At 69.5% G+C, this 22,396-nt stretch carries 23 protein-coding genes and 1 pseudogene; 11 read left to right on the forward strand and 13 right to left on the reverse strand.

Annotated features, from left to right (window positions below; genetic code table 11):
* Nucleotides 1-20 precede the first annotated feature (20 nt).
* The 4 genes from E1300_RS01345 to E1300_RS01360 all read right to left on the reverse strand — a co-directional run bounded on the left by E1300_RS01345 (nt 21) and on the right by E1300_RS01360 (nt 4,538).
* Nucleotides 21-530: a hypothetical protein gene (locus tag E1300_RS01345; RefSeq protein WP_207399415.1), complete on the reverse strand. Its 510-nt coding sequence runs from the start codon at nt 528-530 to the stop codon at nt 21-23.
* Between the two features lie 343 nt (nt 531-873).
* The gene (locus E1300_RS01350) at nt 874-2,649 is read right to left on the reverse strand and encodes a S9 family peptidase (protein ID WP_131754992.1); all 1,776 of its coding nucleotides are present in this window, start codon (nt 2,647-2,649) and stop codon (nt 874-876) included.
* A 56-nt stretch (nt 2,650-2,705) separates the two neighbouring features.
* Nucleotides 2,706-3,629: a serine hydrolase gene (locus E1300_RS01355; RefSeq protein ID WP_242618873.1), complete on the reverse strand. Its 924-nt coding sequence runs from the start codon at nt 3,627-3,629 to the stop codon at nt 2,706-2,708.
* Between the two features lie 150 nt (nt 3,630-3,779).
* Nucleotides 3,780-4,538 (reverse strand): MerR family transcriptional regulator, encoded by a 759-nt coding sequence (locus E1300_RS01360; RefSeq protein ID WP_242618874.1) that lies wholly within the window; start codon nt 4,536-4,538, stop codon nt 3,780-3,782.
* Between the two features lie 129 nt (nt 4,539-4,667).
* On the opposite strand from E1300_RS01360, the gene E1300_RS01365 reads away from it, so the two are divergent.
* Complete coding sequence (locus tag E1300_RS01365) at nt 4,668-4,874, forward strand: hypothetical protein (RefSeq protein ID WP_131754994.1); 207 nt, start codon at nt 4,668-4,670, stop codon at nt 4,872-4,874.
* 62 nt (nt 4,875-4,936) lie between these two features.
* Here the strand turns inward: E1300_RS01365 and E1300_RS49760 are convergent, their stop codons facing one another.
* From E1300_RS49760 to E1300_RS01380, 4 genes are all read right to left on the reverse strand, one after another.
* A complete protein-coding gene (locus tag E1300_RS49760) occupies nt 4,937-5,080 on the reverse strand; it encodes a hypothetical protein (RefSeq protein ID WP_165502624.1) in 144 nt (47 codons plus the stop codon).
* 147 nt (nt 5,081-5,227) lie between these two features.
* The gene (locus tag E1300_RS01370; RefSeq protein WP_131754995.1) at nt 5,228-5,491 is read right to left on the reverse strand and encodes a hypothetical protein; all 264 of its coding nucleotides are present in this window, start codon (nt 5,489-5,491) and stop codon (nt 5,228-5,230) included.
* A 258-nt stretch (nt 5,492-5,749) separates the two neighbouring features.
* Nucleotides 5,750-6,079: a putative quinol monooxygenase gene (locus E1300_RS01375; protein WP_131754996.1), complete on the reverse strand. Its 330-nt coding sequence runs from the start codon at nt 6,077-6,079 to the stop codon at nt 5,750-5,752.
* A gap of 10 nt (nt 6,080-6,089) precedes the next feature.
* Nucleotides 6,090-7,037 carry a LysR family transcriptional regulator gene (locus E1300_RS01380; RefSeq protein WP_131754997.1) on the reverse strand — a complete coding sequence of 316 codons (948 nt, stop codon included), beginning with the start codon at nt 7,035-7,037 and terminating at the stop codon, nt 6,090-6,092.
* Between the two features lie 90 nt (nt 7,038-7,127).
* Between E1300_RS01380 and E1300_RS01385 the strand changes: the two genes are divergently transcribed.
* Nucleotides 7,128-8,321, forward strand: coding sequence for a pyridoxal-phosphate dependent enzyme (locus E1300_RS01385; protein WP_131754998.1), 1,194 nt, complete (start codon nt 7,128-7,130; stop codon nt 8,319-8,321).
* Here the strand turns inward: E1300_RS01385 and E1300_RS01390 are convergent.
* The gene (locus E1300_RS01390) at nt 8,269-8,649 is read right to left on the reverse strand and encodes a hypothetical protein (RefSeq protein WP_131754999.1); all 381 of its coding nucleotides are present in this window, start codon (nt 8,647-8,649) and stop codon (nt 8,269-8,271) included. The genes E1300_RS01385 and E1300_RS01390 overlap by 53 nt on opposite strands.
* Before the next feature lie 172 nt (nt 8,650-8,821).
* On the reverse strand, nt 8,822-9,727 hold the full coding sequence (locus tag E1300_RS01395) for a helix-turn-helix domain-containing protein (protein ID WP_242618875.1): 906 nt from the start codon (nt 9,725-9,727) through the stop codon (nt 8,822-8,824).
* A 334-nt stretch (nt 9,728-10,061) separates the two neighbouring features.
* On the opposite strand from E1300_RS01395, the gene E1300_RS01400 reads away from it, so the two are divergent.
* From E1300_RS01400 to E1300_RS01420, 5 genes are all read left to right on the forward strand, one after another.
* Complete coding sequence (locus E1300_RS01400; protein ID WP_131755001.1) at nt 10,062-10,289, forward strand: hypothetical protein; 228 nt, start codon at nt 10,062-10,064, stop codon at nt 10,287-10,289.
* A 43-nt stretch (nt 10,290-10,332) separates the two neighbouring features.
* A complete protein-coding gene (locus tag E1300_RS01405; RefSeq protein WP_131755002.1) occupies nt 10,333-11,328 on the forward strand; it encodes a GlxA family transcriptional regulator in 996 nt (331 codons plus the stop codon).
* 65 nt (nt 11,329-11,393) lie between these two features.
* Nucleotides 11,394-12,143, forward strand: coding sequence for a MerR family transcriptional regulator (locus tag E1300_RS01410; protein WP_131755003.1), 750 nt, complete (start codon nt 11,394-11,396; stop codon nt 12,141-12,143).
* A gap of 89 nt (nt 12,144-12,232) precedes the next feature.
* Nucleotides 12,233-13,126 (forward strand): SDR family oxidoreductase, encoded by an 894-nt coding sequence (locus E1300_RS01415; protein WP_242618876.1) that lies wholly within the window; start codon nt 12,233-12,235, stop codon nt 13,124-13,126.
* Nucleotides 13,123-13,629 carry a PucR-like N-terminal domain-containing protein gene (locus E1300_RS01420; RefSeq protein ID WP_131755005.1) on the forward strand — a complete coding sequence of 169 codons (507 nt, stop codon included), beginning with the start codon at nt 13,123-13,125 and terminating at the stop codon, nt 13,627-13,629. Before E1300_RS01415 ends, E1300_RS01420 begins: the two co-directional genes overlap by 4 nt.
* Here E1300_RS01420 and E1300_RS01425 read toward each other — a convergent pair.
* The 3 genes from E1300_RS01425 to E1300_RS53790 all read right to left on the reverse strand — a co-directional run bounded on the left by E1300_RS01425 (nt 13,559) and on the right by E1300_RS53790 (nt 17,697).
* Complete coding sequence (locus tag E1300_RS01425; protein WP_131755006.1) at nt 13,559-15,229, reverse strand: catalase; 1,671 nt, start codon at nt 15,227-15,229, stop codon at nt 13,559-13,561. The genes E1300_RS01420 and E1300_RS01425 overlap by 71 nt on opposite strands.
* A 94-nt stretch (nt 15,230-15,323) precedes the next feature.
* The gene (locus tag E1300_RS01430) at nt 15,324-16,679 is read right to left on the reverse strand and encodes an MFS transporter (RefSeq protein ID WP_242618877.1); all 1,356 of its coding nucleotides are present in this window, start codon (nt 16,677-16,679) and stop codon (nt 15,324-15,326) included.
* Between the two features lie 817 nt (nt 16,680-17,496).
* Entirely contained in the window at nt 17,497-17,697 is a 201-nt protein-coding gene (locus E1300_RS53790) for a winged helix-turn-helix domain-containing protein (protein ID WP_131755008.1), read from the reverse strand.
* Between E1300_RS53790 and E1300_RS01445 the strand changes: the two are divergent.
* The 4 genes and pseudogenes from E1300_RS01445 to E1300_RS01460 all read left to right on the forward strand — a co-directional run.
* Nucleotides 17,639-18,266 (forward strand): annotated as a pseudogene (locus tag E1300_RS01445) (integrase core domain-containing protein); the annotation flags it as partial. The gene E1300_RS53790 and the pseudogene E1300_RS01445 sit on opposite strands and share 59 nt — an antisense overlap.
* Nucleotides 18,267-18,730: 464 nt before the next feature.
* On the forward strand, nt 18,731-19,855 hold the full coding sequence (locus E1300_RS01450; RefSeq protein WP_131755009.1) for a DNA cytosine methyltransferase: 1,125 nt from the start codon (nt 18,731-18,733) through the stop codon (nt 19,853-19,855).
* 100 nt (nt 19,856-19,955) lie between these two features.
* A complete protein-coding gene (locus tag E1300_RS01455) occupies nt 19,956-20,327 on the forward strand; it encodes a very short patch repair endonuclease (RefSeq protein WP_131755076.1) in 372 nt (123 codons plus the stop codon).
* Between the two features lie 1,314 nt (nt 20,328-21,641).
* Entirely contained in the window at nt 21,642-22,304 is a 663-nt protein-coding gene (locus E1300_RS01460; RefSeq protein ID WP_131755010.1) for a KpnI family restriction enzyme N-terminal domain-containing protein, read from the forward strand.
* Nucleotides 22,305-22,396 lie beyond the last annotated feature (92 nt).

A 22,396-nucleotide genomic window follows, 5' to 3' on the forward strand; every position in this document is an offset into this window, starting at 1 on the left:
GACCGGCACAGGTGGCCGGGTCAGCGGAACAGGATGTCCCAGTGGTCGCTCTCCCTGGCGAAGAGGGTCCCGTCCGGGGCGCGGTAGAGCGCGGCGCCGTCCCCGCGCCTCCCCTCGGACGGGTAGCGCGCGATGGCGCGGTCGACGCAGGGCGTGGGCGCGATGTCCAGTTTGTAGCCGTTCGCATGGCTGTAGGTTCCGCCGGCGTGGCCGCGCTCGGTGCCGCCGGTGACGGTGATCTCGCAGCCGCTCTCCGCCGCGAAGTCGAGCAGGCCCTTGACGGTGCCCCACCGGAGGCCCTCGAACGAGGTGCAGGTGTGCTTCGTCCGGTCGGAGCAGTTGCCGGTGGAGCGCCACCCGATGCCGTTCACCCGCAGGACGTACTTGGCGTACTGCTCGTCCAGGGGGAGCGAGTCCGGTACCTGGGTCTCGTCGATGCGAGGCGGCACCGTGCGCGCCGGCAGAGGCTTCGGCGCGGACGCGGAGGCCGGCGGTGCCATGACGATGAGCGCGGCCGCGCCCGCCATCACGGCGGGCGGGATCGCGATCGGACGGACCGACCGGCCTCGGGACGCGTCGCTCGGGCGACGTCGGGACGTGCCGCCCGGGCCATGCCGGAGGCGGCGAGCTGACGTGCGGATACACGGATGTGCGTCGTCCGGCCGTGACATGCGGTCGTCCCCCCGGGTCTCGGCTCTCCGGCGCGGAGAGCGACGGTTCGAGCGCTGCGCCGCCGCGCGGGGCGGCGGTGCCGGGGGGCCGCCGGTCGCCGGGACCGGCTTCCGCTCGCGATCGGCCGTGGGGAGGAATGCCCGGCTTCTGATCTTGTAAACCCGGGGACGGGCGGGCCTTACCGCCCGTCCCCGGGACGGTTCACGACATACCGAGATGCTTACGGGCGAATCCGATCTCCGCCGCCATCTGGGTGATCCGCTCCTCGACCACCAGGGACCCGTGTCCGGCGTCGTAGCGGTACATCTCGTGCGGAACGCCCAGCTCGGCGAGCCGTCCGAGATAGTTGTCGATCTGCCGGATGGGGCAGCGCGGGTCGTTCTCCCCGGCGAGGATCAGCACCGGCGCTTTGACCCGCTCTGCGTAGGTCAGCGGCGACGACTCCCGGTAGCGCTCGGGCACCTCGTCCGGCGAGCCGCCGAACAGCGACCGGTCGAACGCCTGGAGGCCCTCCATCTCGTCCTCGTAGGCGGCGACGTAGTCGGCGACGGGAACGGCCGCGACCGCGACGCTCCAGTCGTCCGGCTGCGTGCCGATGCCCAGCAGCGTGAGGAAACCGCCCCACGAGCCCCCGGTGAGGACCAGTCTGTCCGGATCGGCCAGCCCGCTCGACACCGCCCAGTCGCGGACGGCCTTGATGTCCTCCAGCTCCGTGAGCCCGACGCGGCCCTCGATGGCGTCGCGCCACTCCGAGCCGTACCCGGTCGAACCCCGGTAGTTGACGCGGACGACCGCGAAACCGTGGTCGACCCAAGCCGCGGTGGACGCGACGAAGGAGTCGTCGTCCTGCGCGGTCGGCCCGCCGTGGATGTCGAACACGGTCGGGTAGGGGCGGTCTCCGTCTTCGGGCTTGCTGATGAGCGCGTGGATGCGTCCTCCGGGGCCGTCCACCCAGACGTCCTCGACGGGTACGGACGGCGGCGCGGGCGGGCCCGGCGGGACGAGGACGACCTCGCCCGACGTCGACCGGATCACCGGCGGTTCGGCGGCGGACGACCAGGAGAACTCGACCGTCCCGTCCGGGCGGACGTCCGCTCCGCCGATCACCCCGCGCGGCGTCTCGATCCGCGTGAGCTCGCCCGTGCCGAGGTCGTAGCGGTACAGCTCGTCCCGCGCCTCGTGCGAGTGGGAGATGAGCAGCGCGGACCCGTCCGGGTACCAGTCCGCCCCGATCTCGCCGGGCAGGTCGAGGACGATCTCCTGCTCGGTGCCCGCGACCGGGTCCCAGATGAGCAGTTCGTCCCGTCCGCGGCGCTCGTGCCCGACGAGCAGGCGCGCGTCCCCCTCCACCGGCGCGAACCCGGACCCGTACACGCCCTTCCCGGGACCGTCCCACAGGTCCGCTACCGTCGACCCGTCCGGCCGGACGACGCGCAGCGCCATGTGGCGGCTGTCGCCGTGCTCGCTGTGCCCGATCGCGATCAGGCCCTCGTCCCGGGACAGCCCGGCGACGTGCGCGTCCTCGGCATGGTGGTAGAGCACCTCGGGCTCCGCACCCGGACGGCACAGATGGACGGTGTTGCCCGCGTCCGTCGTCCGCCCGACGACGGCGAGGCCGCTCGCGCCGAGCGACAGCCCGGACGGGTACGACGGCTCAAGCCCGGGGACCGCGGGGACGCTCTCCGTGCCCTCCGCCGCGCCGAACGGGACGCGCTTCCACACGCCGAACTCGTCGCCGTCGGTGTCGGCGAACCACCAGACCCACGCGCCCGTGGGGTCGACGGCGCCCATCCACGTGCCGTTGGGCCGGTCGGTGACCTGCCGCCGCTCGCCGGACGCGCGGTCCCAGGTGTAGATCTCCCACGTCCCGGTGACGTTCGACCGGTAGATGCTGCGGTGCGGGGCGTCGCGCGCCCAGCGGGGCAGGCTGATCCGGGCAGCCCGGAAACGCGCCTTCCAGCGCTCTTCGTCGACCATGCCCCCAGTATCGCCGGTCCCGGACGGGACGGACGGCCCCTCGCGAACGGCTCCGCTCAGGCGCCGGACGGAACCGACCCGTCGGACCTCTCCCAGGTGCCGTCCGGCACGCTCCCGCGCATCGCCGACCGCGCGTCCGGACCGCACGCCTCATGGATGACACCCGCGACGCGCTCGATCGTCCGGACCCCGTAGGCCATGGACGGCGTGTCCTGGGTGAGCACCACGATCGAGTAGTCCTCGCCATGCCCGTCGAAGGCACCGATGCTGTGAACCCGCCAGTAGCGGTCATGCCGGGGCAGCCAGCCGTTCTTCACGTGCCAGTCGATCCCGGGAGGACGTCCGGTCGGGGTCCCCCAGTTCTGTGACGGGACGACCTCGCCCATCAGCTTCAGCGCGTAGGCCCGCGCCTTGTCCGGCAGCAACGCGTTGTGCGCGGTGAGCAGGTCGAGAAGGCGCAGCTCGTCCCGCGCGGTGATCTGCGTGAGTCCCCAGAAACCGGTGGGACCGAGCGTGGTCCGCGCCATCCCGGCCCGCTCCACGAACCGCTGGATCCGGGCGCGTCCCACCGACCGCCACAGCGCGGACGCCGCGGCGTTGTCCGACTGGGTGATCATCCTGCGTGCCAGGTCTCGCTCGAACGCGGCGAGCGCCCGCCGCTCGCTCGCGGCCCGGTGCAGCAGGGCGCCGAGGATCGTCACCTTCACGACGCTCGCGGAGTCGTAGCGCCGATCTCCCTGGACGGCGCAGACGATGCCGCGCCGCCGGTCGCGCACCGCGACCGACTCGGTGCCCGCGCGCCCGGCCAGCGCCGCGCGGATCCGCGCGCCGAGCCTCCGCGCCGCGGCCGGATGCCCGGAGGAGTGGCACGGACGTGCCGCGGCGGGCGGCGACGGCTCGGCCGCCGCAGGAACGGCCGCGCTCAGCGCCACCCCGGTGCTGACCACGACGAACAGGCTTCGGAAGAGATGCTCCGGCACGGACGCCACGCTAGTGATCACCAACAGTGATCAACTCGTCACGACACGCGGGAAAGTCGATCTAGACGCCAACCGCGCCGGAGGTCCACCGGCGCGTTGCGCTCCGCGTCGTTAGGTCGCCCCTAGCGCGAGGCTGGGGTCAGGGAAGCGTCACTGGGTGGTGAGCCGGCCGAGGAGCTCGTCGATCGCGGCGCGGACCTGCCGATCCATCGCGCGGGCGAAGCCGGCCTCGACGGTGACCTGGGCGCCGGGCCGCAGCCGCGCGAGCGTGTCGGTGAGGTCGCCGAGGTCCTGCTGGTCGATGCGGCCGACGACGTGCGTCGCGATCAGCCGGACGAACATCGCGGCGAGGTCGTCCATGCTGCGCTGGAGCTCCTGGCCCGCCGACAGCACCTCGTCCAGCGGCACGCCCGCCCGCACGAACGTCACGGTGGCGTCGAGCTGGCGGCGGCTCCAGTGGGTGACGCGGTCGCCGTCCACCTCGATGAGCCCGAGCGCCACGGCGCGCTCGACGGCGGCCGGATCGACCTCGCCGGGGAACAGTTCCGCCAGCTCGTCCAGCGTCATGGTCGCCGGGACCTCGTTGGACCACGGGGTCGTGACGGCCTTCTCCACGCCGAGGACGGCGCCGATGTCGCGGCCCTGCTCCCACGCGGAGAGCAGCTCGCGGATCCCTTCGAGGGTGTGCCCGCGTTCGAGGAGGTTGCCGATCATCCGGAGCCGGGCGAGGTGCTCCTCGGAGTAGAGGCCGACGCGGCCGGCCCGCCGCGGCGGCGGCAGCAGCTTGCGCTCCTGGTAGTAGCGGAGCGTCCGCACCGGGACGCCGGCGGCCTGCGCGAGCTCGCCGATGCGGTACTCGCGGTCCCCGCCGGGGGTTCCGCCCTGGTCCTCCGCCGACTCTTCGCTCACGGCCGCCAGCATAGTTCGGGGGCCCATGATCCGGCCCGGGAGATCCCGGTGTCGGACACCGTCGTGTTCGTCCGCTGTGGACGTGGGCTACTCTCGCCCGGTCGCCCCCTGCCGGAGAGTGAGGCCACCATGCCCAAGACCCGTTCCGCCCTGCTCGCCGCGACCGTCCTGGTCGCCGGGATCGGGCTCAGCGGCTGCTCGTCCAGCAAGAAGTGGTGCGAGCACGACGCGACCGACCGAGTGGTCAGCGACAGTTACTGCAAGAACAAGACCCCCGGGTACGAGTGGGAGTCCGGTTCGAGCAAGGAGTACAAGCGGCACAAGCGCAAGAAGTAGCCGTTCCGCGATGCCCCGGCCGTCGCGCGGACGTGGCGGCCGGAAGGCGGCAGGTGGCGGCGCTAGGTGAAGCGGCGCACGGTCATGGCTCTGCGTTGTCGGCGCCGGCGCTTCTCATCGCCGGCTTGCGCGTCATCGGCGGCGATCAGGTCGCGGAGCGTGCGGGGGACGATGTCCTGGGGCTTGTCGGTGAACGTCGAACGCAACGGATCTCTCCCTGGCATCTGGTTCGGACGGTGCTGCCCGTCGGGGCTGTGCGGGGTCAGCTGTGCGGGTCGGCCATGCGAGTCGGCCATGCGAGTCGGCCGTGCGGGGCCGGGCTGCGATGGTGCGGCCGGACGGTCGCGGGTGCGCTAGGCGGCGGTGGCGTAGGCGGCCGAGACGGTCGTCAGGGCCCAGCGCATCCGGGCGGCGTACGTCTCGGGGTGGTCGCCGGCCTCCTGGGCGACGAAGGCGGCGCAGATGGACCGGTCCCCGTCGCAGTCGCAGAGCCGGGCGTCGATCGCCGTGCGGACCTGCTCGGGCGACGGGTGGTCGGACGCCTGGAGCTTGGAGCTGAAGAGGATCTGGGCCAGGTCGGATGTGCTCATCGAGATGAGGCTCAGCGTGTTCGACATCGTGTGCCTTCTTCCTGCGGAGGGGTCCTCGTTCCCCTGCTGCTGATTAAGACTGTGACGACTCGGCGAACTCATCGCCATCGGGGAAAACCCCCAACCTTCGTGGGGCCTACCCCTCAGGTGACCCGTAGTCCTGCCCCTACCCTGCCGTCGGACATGACTCCACTCTAACAGAACGGAATGCTCTATTCCATAGTCGAAGGACTCGGACACACCGCTCTGACCTGCACGTTCGGAGATTTTCTGAGACGTAGGGGGTCAGGAAGTCGGAGCGGGATGAGCGTGGTCCAGTCCCTTGCCGCCGAGGAGGTCCAGCTCGACCATCTCGGCGTCCCGTACGAGCGCCATCGCGGCCGACACCTCCTCGCTGCCACGGATCCGCGCGAGCGCGGCGTCCAGGTCCTCCTGGCTGCGCCAGAGCTCCGTCACCCAGATGGTGTCGGGGGCGTCGGCCTGCCGGTTGACGAGGTAGAGCTCGCAACCCGGATCGTCGGCGAGGGCGTCGGCGGCGCCCAGCAGGAGCCGAGCGAGGTCGGCGCCGCGGCCCTCGTGGGCGACCATCTTTCCGTAGCGGGAAACGGTTGCCATGGAACCCACATTAATGCGGCAGTGCAAACCGCGCAGCCTCGTGGAGCGCCGCCCGGCAGGCCCGGACGGCGGGGTGCGCGCCGCCTCCCCGGCGGGTCGCCGTGAACAGGCGCCGGGTGCGCCGCTCCCCCGGCAGCGCGAGGACCGTGACCGTGGGCGGGCGTCCCGCCCAGACGAGATCGGGCAGCAGCGCGGCGGCGTGCCCGCGCTCGACGAGACGGAGGTGCAGCAGCAGGTCGCTGGACTCGAACCGGACGTCCGGCTCGAACCCGGCATCGCGGCAGAGGCGCATCGCCCACTGCCGGGACGCCGTCCCCGCCGGTTCCATCACCCAGGGCCGTCCCGCCGCCTCGGCCAGGACCGTGGCCCGCGACTGTGCCGGAACGAGTCCACTCGCGCCTGCCACGGCCGGCGGTGATCCGGCGGAGGACGGGAGGGCCAGCCGGATCTCGTCTTCGCACAGCTCCTCGAACTCGATCTCGGGCGGACGGGGCATCGGGTCACCCGGGTACTCCTCGGTAACGACCAGGTCGAAGTCACGGGACAGCAGGGCCGGCAGCGCGCTCTCCGGCTCGTGCTGAGTGACCTCGACGCGGAGGCCGGGATGGGCGTCGCGCAACACGTCCAGTGCGTCCGGGACGAGGGCGAGCGCGGCGGTCTGGAACGCCGCGACTCGCAGCACGCCGCTGATGTCCCGCAGGGACGCGACGAGTTCGGCTTCCGCGCGTTCGAGGCGTTCAAGCACGACCTCGGTGTGCGCGACGAGGATCTCGGCCTGCGGGGTGAGACGGACGCGCCGTCCGACCGGTTCCAGCAGCGGGACGCCGACCTCCCGCTCCAGGACGGAGAGCTGCTGGCTGATGGACGAGGGGCTGTAGGACAGCGCCGAGGCGACGGCGGCGAGCGTCCCGCGGTGCTTGAGCTCGCGGAGCAGCCGGAGGCGGTGGAGATCGAGCATGGGGGAGCCCTATTCATCGGCTGGACTGATGATTATCGCTTAAAAACCTTCGCTGGACCGATGTATAGACGGTACGCCACGCTGAGTCCCATGGTCATCGCCCCCGCCGCCGCACCGCCGATCTCCTTCGTCGCGCGTCCCGCGGCCAGGGCATGGACGTGCGACGCCGCGCCACGTGAGGATGTCGCCGCCTTCCACAGGGCACTCCCGGGCTACGCGCCGACGCCGCTGGTGGAGCTTCCCGAGCTGGCCGCCGATCTGGGCGCGGAGCGGCTCTTCGTCAAGGACGAGTCGTTCCGGCTCGGGCTCCCCGCCTTCAAGATCCTTGGCGCGTCGTGGGGCGTGTACCGGGCTCTGTGCGACCGCTACGGCATGGACGCCGACGTCAGCACGGCTGCCGATGCGACCGATCCGCTGGCTCGCCTCCGCGCACGGGTCGAAGCGGAGGCGCCCGTCCGGCTCGTCACGGCGACGGACGGAAACCACGGCCGCGCGGTCGCGGTCATGGCACGTTCCCTGGGGCTGGTCGCCGACATCGTCGTCCCGCAAGGACTTCACCCGGACGCCCTGGAGGCGATCTCACGTGAAGGGGGGCGGCTGACGGAGGTCCCGGGTACCTATGACGAGGCCGTGCGGTACGCGGCTGACACAGCGGTGTCCGACGCGTCCGCGCTGCTGGTGCAGGACATCGGCTGGCCCGGTTACGAACGGGTAGCACGCTGGATCGTCGACGGCTACTCCACCCTGTTCCGCGAAATCGACGAGCAACTCCACGCGGCCGGCGCGGGCCGGGCGGGTCTCGTCGCCGTCCCGGTCGGCGTGGGCTCGCTCGCCCAGGCCGCCGTCGTCCACTACCGGGCCGGGCGCGGCGGTCCCGCGCTGCTGGCCGTGGAGCCCGAGGCTGCGCCGTGCGTGCTGGCGAGCCTCGTCCACGAGCGGCCGGTGACGGTCGGGGCGGGTTCGACGATCATGTCGGGCCTCAACTGCGCGACCCCGTCCGCCTCCGCGTGGCCGTTCCTGCGCGCCGGGCTGGACGCGGCCGTGGCGGTCTCCGACGCCGACGCCGTCCGCGCGGCGGGCGAGCTGGCCGCGCTCGGCGTCCCGGCCGGGCCGTGCGGGGCCGCGTCGCTGGCCGGCATCCGGGCGGCCTTCGCCCGGGGCCGCCTGGCGTCCGGAGAGGCGGGCACCGTGGTCCTGCTGTGCACCGAGGGGACGGCGGCCAACCCCGCGGTCACGGAGGCGCCTCGCCGGGAGGCGGGACGTCACGCCCCAGCCACGCGCTGAACCGCAGCCTGTTCTCGGACGACGGGTCGGACAGCTCGATGCCGCCCGCCCCGCTGCTGATCCGCACCGCGCCGTCGGGGCACGCGGCCAGGAACGCGAAGACCCCTTCGGTCAGCGCGGACATGACCGGGCTGGACGTCACGGCCACCGAGACGGTGCCGACGGTGATCGCCTCGCCGCGGCCGGCGCCGTCCGCCGGGGGCTCGCTGTGGTACTCCATCGCGACGCCGCGCTCGGCGAGCTCGCGCCGGAGCCGCCGGGTCAGCTCGTCCCGGCGGAAGAGGTCCGTGCCCTCGCCGGAGATCTCCAGGAATGCGATGATCGTCATCTTCCCCAGTCATCCGTTCGTTTCGGTCGCGGACACCGTCGCAGGAGGGACGCGCCGCGCCCGCAAGCCGATGACCTGGGGAGAGTCTCGATTGAGGAAACACCGGAGCGTAGCCGGGGCGAACGAGGAGATTAGCCGCGCACGCGGCGGGAGCCCGGTGCGGGGGACCGCGTCAGAGCGTGCCCAGGAGATCGCGGAGCAGGACGCGGCTCTCGTCCACCGGGAGGGCCTCCTCGGCGAGGCGCGTCCAGGCCTGCTCGTAGTCGTCCACCTCGGCGGGCCTGTCCAGGTAGAGGGCGGTCGCGAGGAACTCCAGGTAGACGACGTCCGGGATCGCCCGCTGCTCGAAGCGCAGCACGGTGAACGGCTGCCCCACGGGCAGGAGGGCGGCCCCGCCGACCGGGATGATCCGCAGCTCGACGCCCGTGCGGTCGCCGAGGCCGAGCAGGTGCTCCAGCTGCCTGCGGATCACCCCGCGCCCGCCGACGAAGCGCAGTAGCGCCGCCTCGTCGACGATCGCCGCGAGCGTCCGGTCCGGCGAGCGGTGGAACTGCCGCTGCCGCAGGAGCCGCACGGTCAGCCTGTCGTCGAGCTCGGCCCGCCTGCCCTCGGGCTCGATGCTCTCCCGGACGGAGAGGGCGGCCCGGGCGTACTCCTCCGTCTGCAAGAGCTCCGGGATCTGGCACGGATCGTAGGTCCGGACGACGTCGGCGGCCTCCTCCAGGTCGAGGAAGGAGTGCGTCCAGGTCGGGACCGTGTCGCTGTACCGGTGCCACCAGCCGCGCGCGTTCCCGTCGCGCGCGAGCCGCATCAGGGCCGCCCGCTCCTCCTCGTCGGTCACGCCGTACAGGTCGAGCAGGTCGGCGACGTCGCGCGCCTTGAACGAGGTGCGGCCCAGCTCCATCCGGCTGATCTTGGAGTGGCTGGCGCGGATGGCGTAGCCCGCCGTGCTGCGGCCGATCCCGCGGCCCTCGCGGAGCTCGCGGAGCCGGGCGCCGAGGAGGAGGCGGCTGGCCGTCGGCCCCTGGGCGGTGACCTCCGCGGGCCGCCGCGCGCGCTCGCCCTGCCCTGCGGTCACCGCGGTCCCTCCGGCCGTTCTTCGATCAGCGTGACACCCCAAGACTCTAGAGCCGCGTTCTGCGTTCGCGCAGGAGGGCGGCCGATGCTCGTCCGGCATGCGGCTTTGCCCCGGCATTGTACGGCAAACGTGCATATGCACGTGCAGATGAACATCCGTCACGAGAGCGAACGTGCAGAGTGCCTTGCACATGCACAGGCGAAGGAGGAGGATGGCCGCCGTCGGAGCCCACCGGCCAAGGGGCCCGGCATGCGACGGGCGGCCTCCTGTGGGCTAGACAGGAGGCCGCCCTAGCCCGTTTCCCATGCCGTACACGCAGAGAAGGGCGTAAGAGATGAGAGTATCCGTACGCATAGCGGACGAGGACCAGGAGATCGCCTCCGAGGCGGCCACCACCCGATTGCCACTCTCCTACGTGCTCATCCTGGGCGTCATCGTCGGCCTGGCCATCGGCATCATGCTCGCCGCCAAGCTCGCCGCCCGGCCCCGGCACGCGGGCGGCCGGCACGAGGCCGCCGTGTCCGACCACGGCCTGCTGCGGCGGAGCCGGACCAGGCGCTGAGAAACGGTATGGCCGGATCCGTGTGGCATGAAAGAATCCGGCCATGCACCGTGTCGTCGTCCTGGCCCTCGATGGCGTCTACCCCTTCGAGCTGAGCATCCCGGTCCGCATCTTCGCCACCGCCACGTCCGCGCGGGGCGAACCGCTCTACGAGGTACTGACCTGCGGCCTCGACGGCGGCCAGGTCCGCACGTGCGCCGACTTCGCCGTCGCGGTCGAGCACGGCGCCGAACTGCTCCCGACCGCGGACACTGTGATCATCCCCCCGTTCGCGCCGCCCGGACCCGGTCCCCACGGCCGGGACGACTGGTTCCCTCCGCCGCTCGCCGCCGCGTTCACCCGCATCCGTCCCGGCACGCGCATCGTCTCGCTCTGCACCGCCTCCTACGTCCTGGCCGCCGCGGGACTCCTGGACGGCCGTCCGGCCACCACGCACTGGAACGAGGCCGACCGGTTCCGGCGGCTGTTCCCGGAAGTCCGGCTCGACCCGGACGTCCTGTTCGTGGACGACGGCGACGTCCTCACCGCGGCCGGTGTCGCCGCCGGCATCGACCTGTGCATGCACATCGTCCGCCGCGACCACGGCAGCGAGATCGCCAACCGCGTCGCCCGCCGCTGCGTCGTGCCGCCCTGGCGCGAGGGCGGACAGGCCCAGTTCATCGAGCGCCCCGTCCCCGGACCGGCGGCGGCCACCACGTCCGCGACCCGCGAGTGGGCGCTCGGACGCCTCGACCGGCCCATCTCGCTGAGCGAGCTCGCCGACCACGCCCGCATGAGCGTCCGCACGTTCTCCCGGCGCTTCCGCGACGAGGTGGGGATGACGCCCGGCCAGTGGCTGGCGCAGCAGCGCGTCGAGCACGCCCGCCGCCTGCTGGAGACGACCGACCTGCCGGTCGACCGCATCGCCGAGCAGGCGGGCTTCGGGACGGCCGCCTCGCTGCGCCAGCACCTGGTCGCCACGATCGGCGTGCCGCCCTCGGCGTACCGGCACACGTTCCGGTCGGGCGGCCGGAGCCGCCACGCGGTGGATCACGCCTGACGTCCACCGCCAACCGTTACAGCGCCAGTTGTTAAGGTCGAGGTCGAGCGCAGGAGAGGACCGCCATGGACGAGGACGGCCGGGACCGCGAGTACCGCGTCGAGGAACTGGCGGCCGAGGCGGGCATCCCCGTGCGGACGCTGCGCTACTACCAGGAACGCAGGCTGCTCCCCGCGCCGCGCCGCCAGGGCCGGGTCGCGGTGTACTCGGCCTCCCACCTGGACCGCCTGCGCCTGATCGCCGAGCTTCTCGACCGGGGTTACCGGCTGGACGGCATCGAGGAACTGCTGGCCGCGGCCGGACAGCGCCGCGACGTGACGGAACTGCTCGGCTTCGAGTGGGCGGCGGCCGCCCGCTGGTCGGACCAGGAGTCCGCCACGATGTCCCTGGACGAACTGTCCGAACTGCTCGGCGGCCAGCTGACCCCGGAGATCCTCGCCGAGGCGGCCGAGCTCGGCTACCTCACGCCGCGCGACGGGGACATCGTGATCAACAGCCCCCGCCTGCTGGACGCGACCGTGCGGCTCGTCCGCGCCGGGATCCCGCTCCGCGCGATCATCGCGGTGACCTGGGAGCTGGAGGCCGCCTTCGACCGGATGGCCTTCAGCTTCGTCCAGCTCGTCCGCGGCCACCTGCTGGACCGGCTGGGCGACGAGCCGTCCCCGGACGACCTCGACCGGCTCGCCGAACTGGTCGGGACCCTGCGCCCCGTCGCCCGGACCGTCGCGGACGAGCACTTCGGCCGCGCGATGGACCGCCGGCTCAGCAAGGACGTGGCGGAGATCAGGGCGCGCATCCGGCCTACGCGCCGGTAACATACCCCTACCGCACCAGCGCGGGATGGTTTACTCTCGGCCACAATCCCAGTTCAGACTGGTGATGAACGCGAGAGCAGGTGGGCGCAGTGGTCGACGTCAACGGTCAGGTCGCGGTGGTGACGGGCGCGGCCCGCGGACTGGGCGCGCTGCTCGCCCGGCTCCTCGCCGCCCGCGGCATGCGCGTCGCCCTGCTCGGACTGGAACCCGCCGAACTGGCCGCCGCGGCCGCCGCCTGCGGACCCGGCGCCCGGCACTGGGAGGTGGACGTCACCGACGACGACGCCCTCACCCGCGCCGCGTCCGAGATCAAGGCCCACTACGGCCGCGTCGACGTCGTCGTCGCCAACGCGGGCATCGCCACCGGCGGCCCCGTCGAGTACTCCGACCCGCGCACCTTCAACCGCGTCATCGAGGTCAACCTCCTCGGCAGCGTCGCGACCGCCAGGGCCTTCCTCCCCGCCCTCAAGGAAAGCAAGGGCTACTACTTCCAAGTAGCCTCCCTCGCCGCGCTGTGCTCGGCCCCGATGATGGCCGCGTACTGCGCCAGCAAGTCCGGCGTCGAGGCCTTCGCCCACTCCCTCCGCGCCGAGGTCGCCCACCACGGCGTCCGCGTCGGCGTCGGCTATCTGAGCTGGACCGACACCGACATGGTCCGCGGCGCCGACGAGGACGACGCCCTCCGCGAGATGCGGGCGCGCCTCCCGTTCCCGACCAACCGCACCTACCCCCTCGAACCGACCGCCGAGCGGCTCGCCGCCGGCATCGTCCGCCGCCGCGCCCACGTGTACGGGCAGCGCTGGCTGCCGGTCATGCAGGCGGCCCGCGCCCTCGTCCCCGCGACCGTCACCCGCCACGCGCGCCGCATCCTCCCCGACCTGGAGACCGCCTGGCTCGCCGGCGGCGCGTCCACGCACCTCGTCGGCGCGGGAGGCGCCGCCAACGACGTCACGATGCACGGCAGCGGCCGGGACGTCCCATGAAGGCCGTGACCCGCCACCTCCGCGACGACCTCAACGAGATCGCCGCGGAAGTGGCCCGCGAGATCGCCGCCCGCGTCCCCGCCTACGGCCACGTCCGCAACGCCGCCGTCGCCGGACCCGTCCGCGACGCCCTGTCCGTCTGCGCCGGCGGCCAGGACAGGCTCACCGCCCTCGACGCGTTCCGCCGCCTCGGCGCACGCGAGGCCCGCGCCGGCCAGGACGTCCGGCACCTCGAATCGGCCCTGCGCGCCGGCGCCCGCGTCCTCATCGGCCGGACCGCCAGCACCGCCGCCCGCATCTACCCGCCCACCACCGAGTTCGTCTCCGTCATGGAGACGGCCTTCACCGCGGAGAAGGAGATCGTCACCGCGGCGGTCGAAGGCCACGCGGAAGCGGCGCGCCCCACGATGACGCGCCGCCTCCGCACCCTCCTCAGCCGTCCTCGCCGTACCGGTGGACGGCCCGCTCGTTCGGCACGCAGTGCGTCATCTGGAGCCCGCTGACGTCCCGGGAACCATTGTTGCCCAGATTCGCCAGCCGCTCCTTCTCCTCCTCATCGAGCGTCTGGCTCTGTAGCGGCTTCAGATGCGAGACGTCCTCCGGACCGATCCCGAGCCCCTTCCCGACCCGATGCCCGAGGTCGTCCTCGACCATCAGGAAATGCCAGACCATCCGCTCCTGGACGTCGCGGTCGCACTGCGACAGCTGCGTGACGAAATTGTGGACCAGGTCGTCCCGCTCCCAGTCCTCCATGAGCAGATACCGCTGGCCGGCCTGCTTGTAGTCGCTCGTCAGCGGGATCCGCTTCCGCGTGACCCGGCCCCTGATCTCCGGCCCCTGCTCGTCATGCGTCGGATACTGCGCCTCCCGCAGCCCGCCGTGAATGGACGGCTCGTAGTTCACATGCGGGTTCTCCCCGCCGCCGCCCTGGTCGTAGGCCATCAGGCCGTCGCGCTGATTCGTCCGCACCGAAGTGCTCTTCGCCTGGTTCACCGGCAGCTGAAGGTAGTTCGGCCCCACCCGGTAACGCTGGGTGTCGCTGTAGGAGAACGTCCGCCCGACGAGCATCTTGTCGTCGGAGAAGTCCAGCCCGTCCACCAGCACACCGGTGCCGAACGAGATCTGCTCGTTCTCCAGGAAGTTGTTCTCCACGTTCCGGTCGAGCACGATCCGCCCGACGGGCTTCGCCGGGAAGTCGTTCTCCGGCCACACCTTCGTGTCATCGAGCGGATCGAAGTCCAGCTCGGGATGCTCCTCGTCGCTCATCATCTGCACGAGCAGCTCCCATTCGGGATAGTCGCCCCGATCGATCGCGTCGTGCAGGTCCTTCGTCGCGTGCCCCAGATCGTTCGCCTGGACCGCGGCGGCGTCCTCCTCGGTCATGCTCCTGACGCCCTGCTTCGGCATCCAGTGGTACTTCACGAGCCGCGTCTCGCCCGTCCCGTTCACCCACTTGTACGTGTTGACCCCGAAGCCCTGCTGGTGCCGGTAATCCGAAGGGATCCCCCGCGGGCTGAACAGGTTCACGATCATGTGCATGCTCTCCGGCGTCTGCGACATGAAGTCGAAGATGCGGTTCGGATCCTGCCGGAACGTGATCGGATCCGGCTTCAGCGCGTGGATGACGTCCGGGAACTTGATGGCGTCCCGGATGAAGAACACCGCCAGGTTGTTCCCGACGAGGTCCCAGTTCCCGTCCTCGGTGTAGAACTTGATGGCGAACCCGCGCGGATCCCTCGCCGTCTCCGCCGAGTCCCGCCCGCCGATGACGGTCGAGAACCGCAGCGCGACCGGCGTCCTCTTCCCGGCCTCCTGGAAGAGCTTGGCTCGGGTGAGCCCCCCGATCGGCTCGTCCCCCCACTTGCCGTACGCCTCGAAGAACCCGAACGCCGTCACGCCCCGCGCGTGCACCACGCGCTCCGGAATCCGCTCCCGGTCGAAGTGGCTGATCTTCTCCAGGAACTGGTAGTTCTCCAGCGTCGCGGGCCCCCGCGCGCCGACCGTCCGCTGGTTCTGGTTGTCGTAGACCGGGTGCCCCTGCCGGTTGGTCAGCACCTCGCGGTCGTCACCGTCCTGCGGCCCCATGCTCGAAACGTCCGTCACGACGCGCTCCCCCCTCGCTCGCAGACCCGGACACCGAACCCGGACCCAAGAGCGGCCCTACCCCAACTGACCAGCCGAAACACGGCCGACCGCGTCAGTCCTGCTCGGTCAGCGGCCTGGCGATGTCCTCCAGGCCCTTCTGCTCCGCCCGGACGCCGAGGAACACCTTGACCAACCCGGCGGCGATCATCAGGCCGGCACCGACACAGAAGGCCACCGCCGTGTCACTCGGCTTCCCGCTACTGACGAGATCCGAGAAGATGAGCGGCCCGGAGATGCCGCCCGCCGCGGTGCCGATCGCGTAGAACAACGCGATGGCCATCGCCCGCGTCTCCATCGGGAAGACCTCGCTGACCGTGAGATACGCCGAACTCGCCCCCGCCGACGCGAAGAACAGCACCACCGACCAGCACGCGGTCAGCGTGATCGCGGTCAGATGCCCCTCGTTGAAGAGCCACGCCGTCACCAGCAGCAGCACCCCGGACAGGATGTACGTCCCGCTGATCATCGGCTTGCGGCCCACCGTGTCGAAGAACCGCGCGAGCACGAGCGGCCCGACGAAGTTCCCGACCGCGATAACGGCGTAGAAGTACCCGGTATTGGTATCGATATCGAAAAACTTCGTCAAGATATCGGCATACCCGAACGTGATGGCGTTGTAAAGAAAAGCTTGCCCCACAAACAACGCAAACCCAAGAACAGCACGCTTCGGATACCGCTCCCACACCGTCCGCGCTATGGTGCCGAACCCGATGCTCTGCCGCTGATGAATGGTGATGGCCTTACCAGGCTCATCGAGCCGCCCGCCGGCCTCCTCCTCGACCTCCCGCTCGACACCACCGACAAGCCGCTCCGCCTCATCGGTATGCCCATGAATGATGAGCCAGCGCGGACTCTCCGGCACTGAACGCCGGACGACCAAAATAATCAGCCCGAGCACCACACCCAGCCCGAACGCGAGCCGCCACCCCACATCGACCGGCAACCCCGACAGAAGCGGCACGGTCAGCAACGCCCCGGCCGCCGCCCCCAGCCAATAGCTACCGTTGATCACAATATCGATCCGACCCCGATGCTTACTGGGTATCAGCTCGTCGATCGCAGAGTTGATCGCCGCATACTCCCCACCAATACCGAAACCGGTGAGAAACCGGCACATGAAGAACCACCACGCCGTCCACGACAGCGCGGTCAATGCAGTACCGAGCAGGTAGATCGCCAACGTGATCATGAACAGCTTCCGCCGTCCGAACCGGTCGGTGAGCCACCCGAAGAACAGCGCCCCAGTACAAGACCCGGCCACATACAACGCAGCGCCGAGCCCAGAGACCTGCCCGGACCTAATATCCACGCCGCTGCCGGCCTTGCTGAGCTGCGGCGCCAGGTTGCCGACGATCGTGACCTCAAGCCCGTCCAGAATCCAGACGGTCCCAAGCCCCACAACGATCATCACATGCCACCGCGACCAGGGAAGCCGGTCCAACCGAGCCGGAATCCGAGTCCGAACGACCCCCTCCCCCAACCCCATGCAACCCCCCGAAGCTAGACCAACACCCTTGGTGAAGATCTCCGCCCCGACCCAACACAAACACCTAAGGTCACCCACCGAAGCCCTACGCCGGACGCCCTGACCAATGGCTACTGAGCTTGAATGTGTGCTGTCGTCATGACGTGCTGAGCGGGAGGGAGAGGCCGGTCTCGGTGAGGCGGCCGCCAATGAGGTGAAGCCGGTACCGGAAGAGTCTTAGGTCGCGCCGCACGGTGGTGATGAGGCGGTCGGGGTCGGTGAACAGGGCCTTGGTCAGTGGGCCGCGGCGCAGTAGTGACCACAGGCCCTCGGTCGCGTTGAATTCGGGTGCGTAGGTCGGCAGACGGACGACCGGTCACCAGTCGCGGCGGGTGACGAACTGGTGCATTCCTGTCGTGAGGTGGGTGTTCAGGTTGTCCCATACCAGCACGATCGGGCCGCCGAGCTGGGCGTGGGCGGCCTGGACCAGGTCGCGGTGGTCGGTCCAGGCAAAGCTCTTGCGTTCCGGCGGTGGCCGGTCATTCCGCCGGAACCGGTGAAGCAGCCGGGACCGCTGACCGGACTTGTAGCAGGCTGGCGGGCGACCGAACCCTGCGGCGGGACCGGCCGCGCACCCGCACCACCGGGGTGCCGCCGCGCGGTGCCCAGGTATGGGCGGTGAGCGGCGTCACCGGTGAAGCCAGACTCGTCCTCGAAGAGGATCCAGGCCCCGAGCGCCGCCGCCGTCCTTCACCTGCGGTCAGGCCTCCTTCACCCACCCGGCGATCGCGGCCTCCTCGCGCTCGATCGCCCGGCGCACCGGGACCTGACAGGACCTGTCATGCCGACGCGGCAACGCGCCTACACCCTGGACGGTGTGACCGAGGTGGAAGCGCCGCCCGATCACGGACGGTCGGCCGCTGCGGTGCGCGGCCGAACGGTTCCCGGTCTCGGTCTCCACGGCTCAACGGTGGGCCGCCCACTACCGGGAACGGGGCGAGGCGGGCATGGGCCGACCGGTCCAGCCCGCAACAGCTCCGCCACCGCGATTCCTCCCACTCTTGCACGGCACACGGACGCCCGAACCTGGGCTATGGCTACCTGCACAACGTTATCGACGACCACAGCCGCCTGGCCTGCACCGAATTCCTGCCCGACGAGACCAAAGAGTCGGCCGCCGCGTTCTGGGCCCGCCCACACGCTCACTTCACCGCCTGCGGCATCACCCTGGCCTGCGTCCTGATCCACAACAGCTCCTGCTACCGCTCCCGGCTCTGGCGCGACACTCTCGCCACGGCTGACGTCACCCACAAACGCACCCGCCCTACCGGCCACGAACCAATGGCAAGGTCGAGCGCTCTCAACCGCAGCTTGTTCGACGAATGGGCCTACCACCAGCCCTATCACTCAGAGACCGAACGCCGTCGAGCACTCCCGCGATGGCTGCACACCTACAATCACCACCGCGGCCACACCGCACTCGGCGACCAACCACCCGCCACCCGCGTTTCCAGCCTCACGAGACACAACACTTCGGCTACGCCTCCATCACCACACCGAGCGCTGCACCTTCCCCCGACGCGGACGAGACAGCCCTGGGAGCTCTCGCAAGAACCTGCACCCGTCAATCACCCAATAGCCGCCTGAGACAGTCCCCCGTCCTAAGAACCGAACAATCCGATCCTTCGGGGGCATCCACAGCATGCCGATGACGATTCAGCGTCGGCTCTGATGATGACGAGGCCTTCCATGTGCCCGGCGAGTGATCCAGTACCATCCTGACACCATCGACGCTGGTCATCAACGGTCTCACCTTCGGCACACCCGCCATCATCAACTGCTGTGACGCGGGCGGTGAGGTTCGCGAGTGCAGGGGACGCCGTCAGCGGCGCGCGATACCCTGCGTAGCTGCTGGCGCTGCCGTCGGCCAGCGTGGATGATCTCGTGAGGAACCTGTGGCGGGATCAGGAACGAACGACATACCTGGAGATCAAGTGCGACCCCGCAAGATCGTGGACCTGTTCGCTGGCCCCGGTGGACTTGATGTAGCGGCGGAGAAGCTTGGTATCCCTACCGTCGGCCTCGAGTGGGAGGCCTCCGCCTGTGAGACACGACGGAGGGCTGACCTGAAGACCGTCGAAGATGACGTGCGCGGCTACGGGCCCACCGACTTCCCCGATGCGAACGTGCTGGCCGGCGGCCCTCCTTGTCAGACGTTCACCGTCGCCGGCACCGGTGTCGGTCGCAAGGCTCTTGACAACGTTCTGAGCTTCGTTGAGCGGATGGTGAATCGAGAAGATCGCGATGTGATCGCGAAAGATCTCAATGATCTGAGTGATGAGCGGACCGGCCTGGTTCTCGAGCCGCTGCGCTGGGCGCTTGAGGCGATCGACCTGTGGAAGATCCCCTACGATGCCATCGTCCTCGAGCAGGTTCCGGCGGTCCTGCCCGTATGGGAGGCTTACGCGAAAGCGTTGCAGGGCGAGGGTTACGCCGTTGATTGCGATGTGTTGAGTACGGAAGTCTACGGTGTCCCACAAACCCGCAGGCGGGCCGTCCTCATCGCGCGCTTGGGTGCTGAATCGGTCAGCCTCCCCCGCCCTACTCACAGGACCTATCGCAAGGGCGTGCCGCGTGATGAGGGCGATCCAAGCCTGGAGCCGTGGGTGACGATGGAGGATGTGCTTGATCGCCCCTACCGATTCTCGGTGATCTCGAACTACGGCACAGGGGGTGATCCGAGGGATCGTGGCCGTCGATCCCACGACGAGCCCTCGGCCACCGTAACCGGGAAGATATTTCGTAACCGCGTCGTCTCCGATGCCGAAGAGGAGCTACCTCGCTTCAGCTACTCGGAAGCCGGCCAGCTCCAGACCTTCCCGCGGGATTACCCCTGGTCAGGGAAGGACGTGGGTCAGCAGATCGGGAACGCTGTCCCCCCTCGTCTGGCGATGCACGTTCTCTGTGCGGCATTCGGCTGGCCGCCGCCTACCGACAAGATGCTCAGAAAGCTCGAAGCCTGGAGAAGCACGACAACGCCGGCTTCGGGCGGTCGAGATGACGTGAACGCCAAGGAGATCGCCCGCCCTAACGGCTCCGGTACTCGCTGCGCGGTTTAGCCGATTCACCTCGGCGCATGCTCCGCTGAATGGGACTATGGTTGTATCCATGATGATTGTGCGGCCGAGAATCGCCTCGAGTCCCGGCGTCCGCAGGAGCATGAAAGCCAACAGAGGCCGCGACACCAAGCCGGAACTGGCGCTCAGGCGTGCTGTGCATGCCTTGGGACTCCGCTATCGGGTCTCGATACGTCCGCTCCCGGGTGTGAGACGTACGGCAGATCTGGTCTTCACGCGCGCCAAAGTGGCGGTCTTCCTTGACGGATGCTTCTGGCACGGTTGTCCGGACCATCACACTAAGGCGGCTACCAACGCCGCCTACTGGGCCGACAAGGTCGAGAAGAATCGCGCTCGTGATCGCGGGACCGATGCCTTGCTCGAGGCCGCAGGTTGGGTGGTCGTGAGAATCTGGGAACACGAGAACCCCCGGGAGGCGGCGCTCAAGGTCAAAGCGATCGTACGCGCGAGGTGACGGTCCGTCTGATCCAGGAAGTGAAAGGCCCCGGCCGTCCTGGACCGGGGCCCCTGCTCACTTACCGCCTGCGGTGCTTGAGGGCAAGCCGGCTGGCGAGTATGAGGTACACGAGGACCAGAACGCCGGTCCAATTCGGGTCGAGACCCGCGTGTCGAGCCAGCGCGAGGGTACTAGCCGGACCACCGATGCCCACCAGGACGACGGCTCCGATCCTGGCCTTGACCATACTTCGAATCTCGCCCGTGTCGGGAGAGAGACCGAGCGCTATCTCGGCGTGTGCGCTTTCATACTCTCCGTCCGGGGGTTGCTCTCCCCTTTCAGAGGGTGAAGAAGATTCCTGCCGTTCCGATGGCCCCTGCGGGGCGGTAGGCGTGATCACGGCGGTGCTCGCTCCTTTGAGGGATGTGGACCCATGGCGCCAGCCGTCTCGGAAAACGATCCTGGCGGGTCCTTCTCGCCCTGCGTGCCCGGTGAGGGGTCGATGGCTTTCCGGGCGACGAATATCTGTTGCGCATGAGGTTTGGTTGTGACGGCGCGCCAGCGAGCGGCCAATACCCCACGACCACTTTATGGCTTCGCTCGTAGAGTTCTCGCGTGCTGCCGTACGCCTCCACCGAAGAAGTGAAAGGCCCTGAGCACAGTGACAGAGGCGTCCACGTCTGCAAGGGATCAAGCACCTCGCCTGATGGGCCCTGGTCGTCGTCCTCTTCTCGGTGGAGGGTCTCGGCCTTGTTCGGGTCGCGCTGACGGTGTACTCATGGTCCTTCGCCACCCCTTCATCAACTTCAAGAGAACGGACTCGCACTTGGGGATGCCTTCGGCTTGGGCCTCATGACCCGAGCCCGACCAGGCATCCTCGCGCACACTTGAGCGACCCCAGATAAGCGAGCGGCCCACCGCCCGGGCGAGCCGGGCATAACGGAGTTTCTACCGATCGGCTTCACTGAGCGCAAGGGGGTGGGGCAAATCTGCGTGAAATGAGCCCTTTCGTGCTGATCGTTACCCTTACCGGGTCGGGGTAAGGTAAGGGTAATTCGCGTTTTGATCCTTACGTCCTTGGTATAGATGACCGGCTGTTGACATCCTTGCGGTGGACCGCATAATCTCGGTGGGAGCGGCTCGACTCGACTCGAGTCGTGATGGCCCTTGCCTGGATGAGCTTTCAGCCTGATGGTCTGGGACCTGTAACGATTGGATGGTCTCTTCAGGATTGCTGAGCGAGTCATTTCGATGGCTGGGCTCTGCGTCGGCATGCCGAAAGACGACCCTCCTTCGCCACCACAGGGCACAGAGGAAGGCGTTGGCGGCTCAATGAACGTTCGGTCGACCGATAGTGATCGGCGTCTGCATCGGGAGCAACTGGAGAAGCTCGAACAGTCGCTCAAGGACGCGCTGGCGATCGTGCAGGCCACACCACGTGAGAATCTGAAGGCTCAGGATTGGCTGGAGACCGCGGCCGAGGTCGGCACACACCTCGCCGAGTCGCGGGAGGCTCTGGCCGAGGTGCGTCATAATGTCGTTGGTGGAGCCCGGACGGCGTTGCTCCTTTACTTCCGCAGCCACCCTGGGCAAGAGGTCTCGCCCCATCAACTGGAGGGTGTTGCGGCCATCCGGGCATGGGCCCGACGTGTCCGCGAGCTTCGTCAGGTCGGTTGGGACATCGACACGGTCCGTGCGGGCGCCGACGCGCCGTACCGGCTCAATGCTCCATACCTGGAGGAGGCTGTTGCCTCGAGCGAAGAGACCATTGGGTCGATTGGCGGAGCGAGCCCGGCCGAGAGACTGATCGAATACCTCCTCCACATCAGTCCCTGGCCAGCGAGCCCCCAGCAGCTTGAACGCGTCGCCAAGGTTCCGACATGGCGCCAGGAGCTGCGCCAACTGATCGAAGAGGGTTGGCTGATCGAGTCGCATGACGATGCCCCGGGGGAGATTCCGCCCGGACACTATCGGTTGGCCAACTTGGAGTCATGACGGACTGATTGCTTCCCTCATTGAGCCCAGATGTCGTACCTGTCTGGCATAACATCACTCAGAAGGACACTCGCGTGTGTTGGTGGGGAGAG

Origin of the sequence: Actinomadura fibrosa (assembly GCF_900659615.1) — a bacterium.
Taxonomy (GTDB): Bacteria; Actinomycetota; Actinomycetes; order Streptosporangiales; family Streptosporangiaceae; genus Spirillospora; species Spirillospora fibrosa.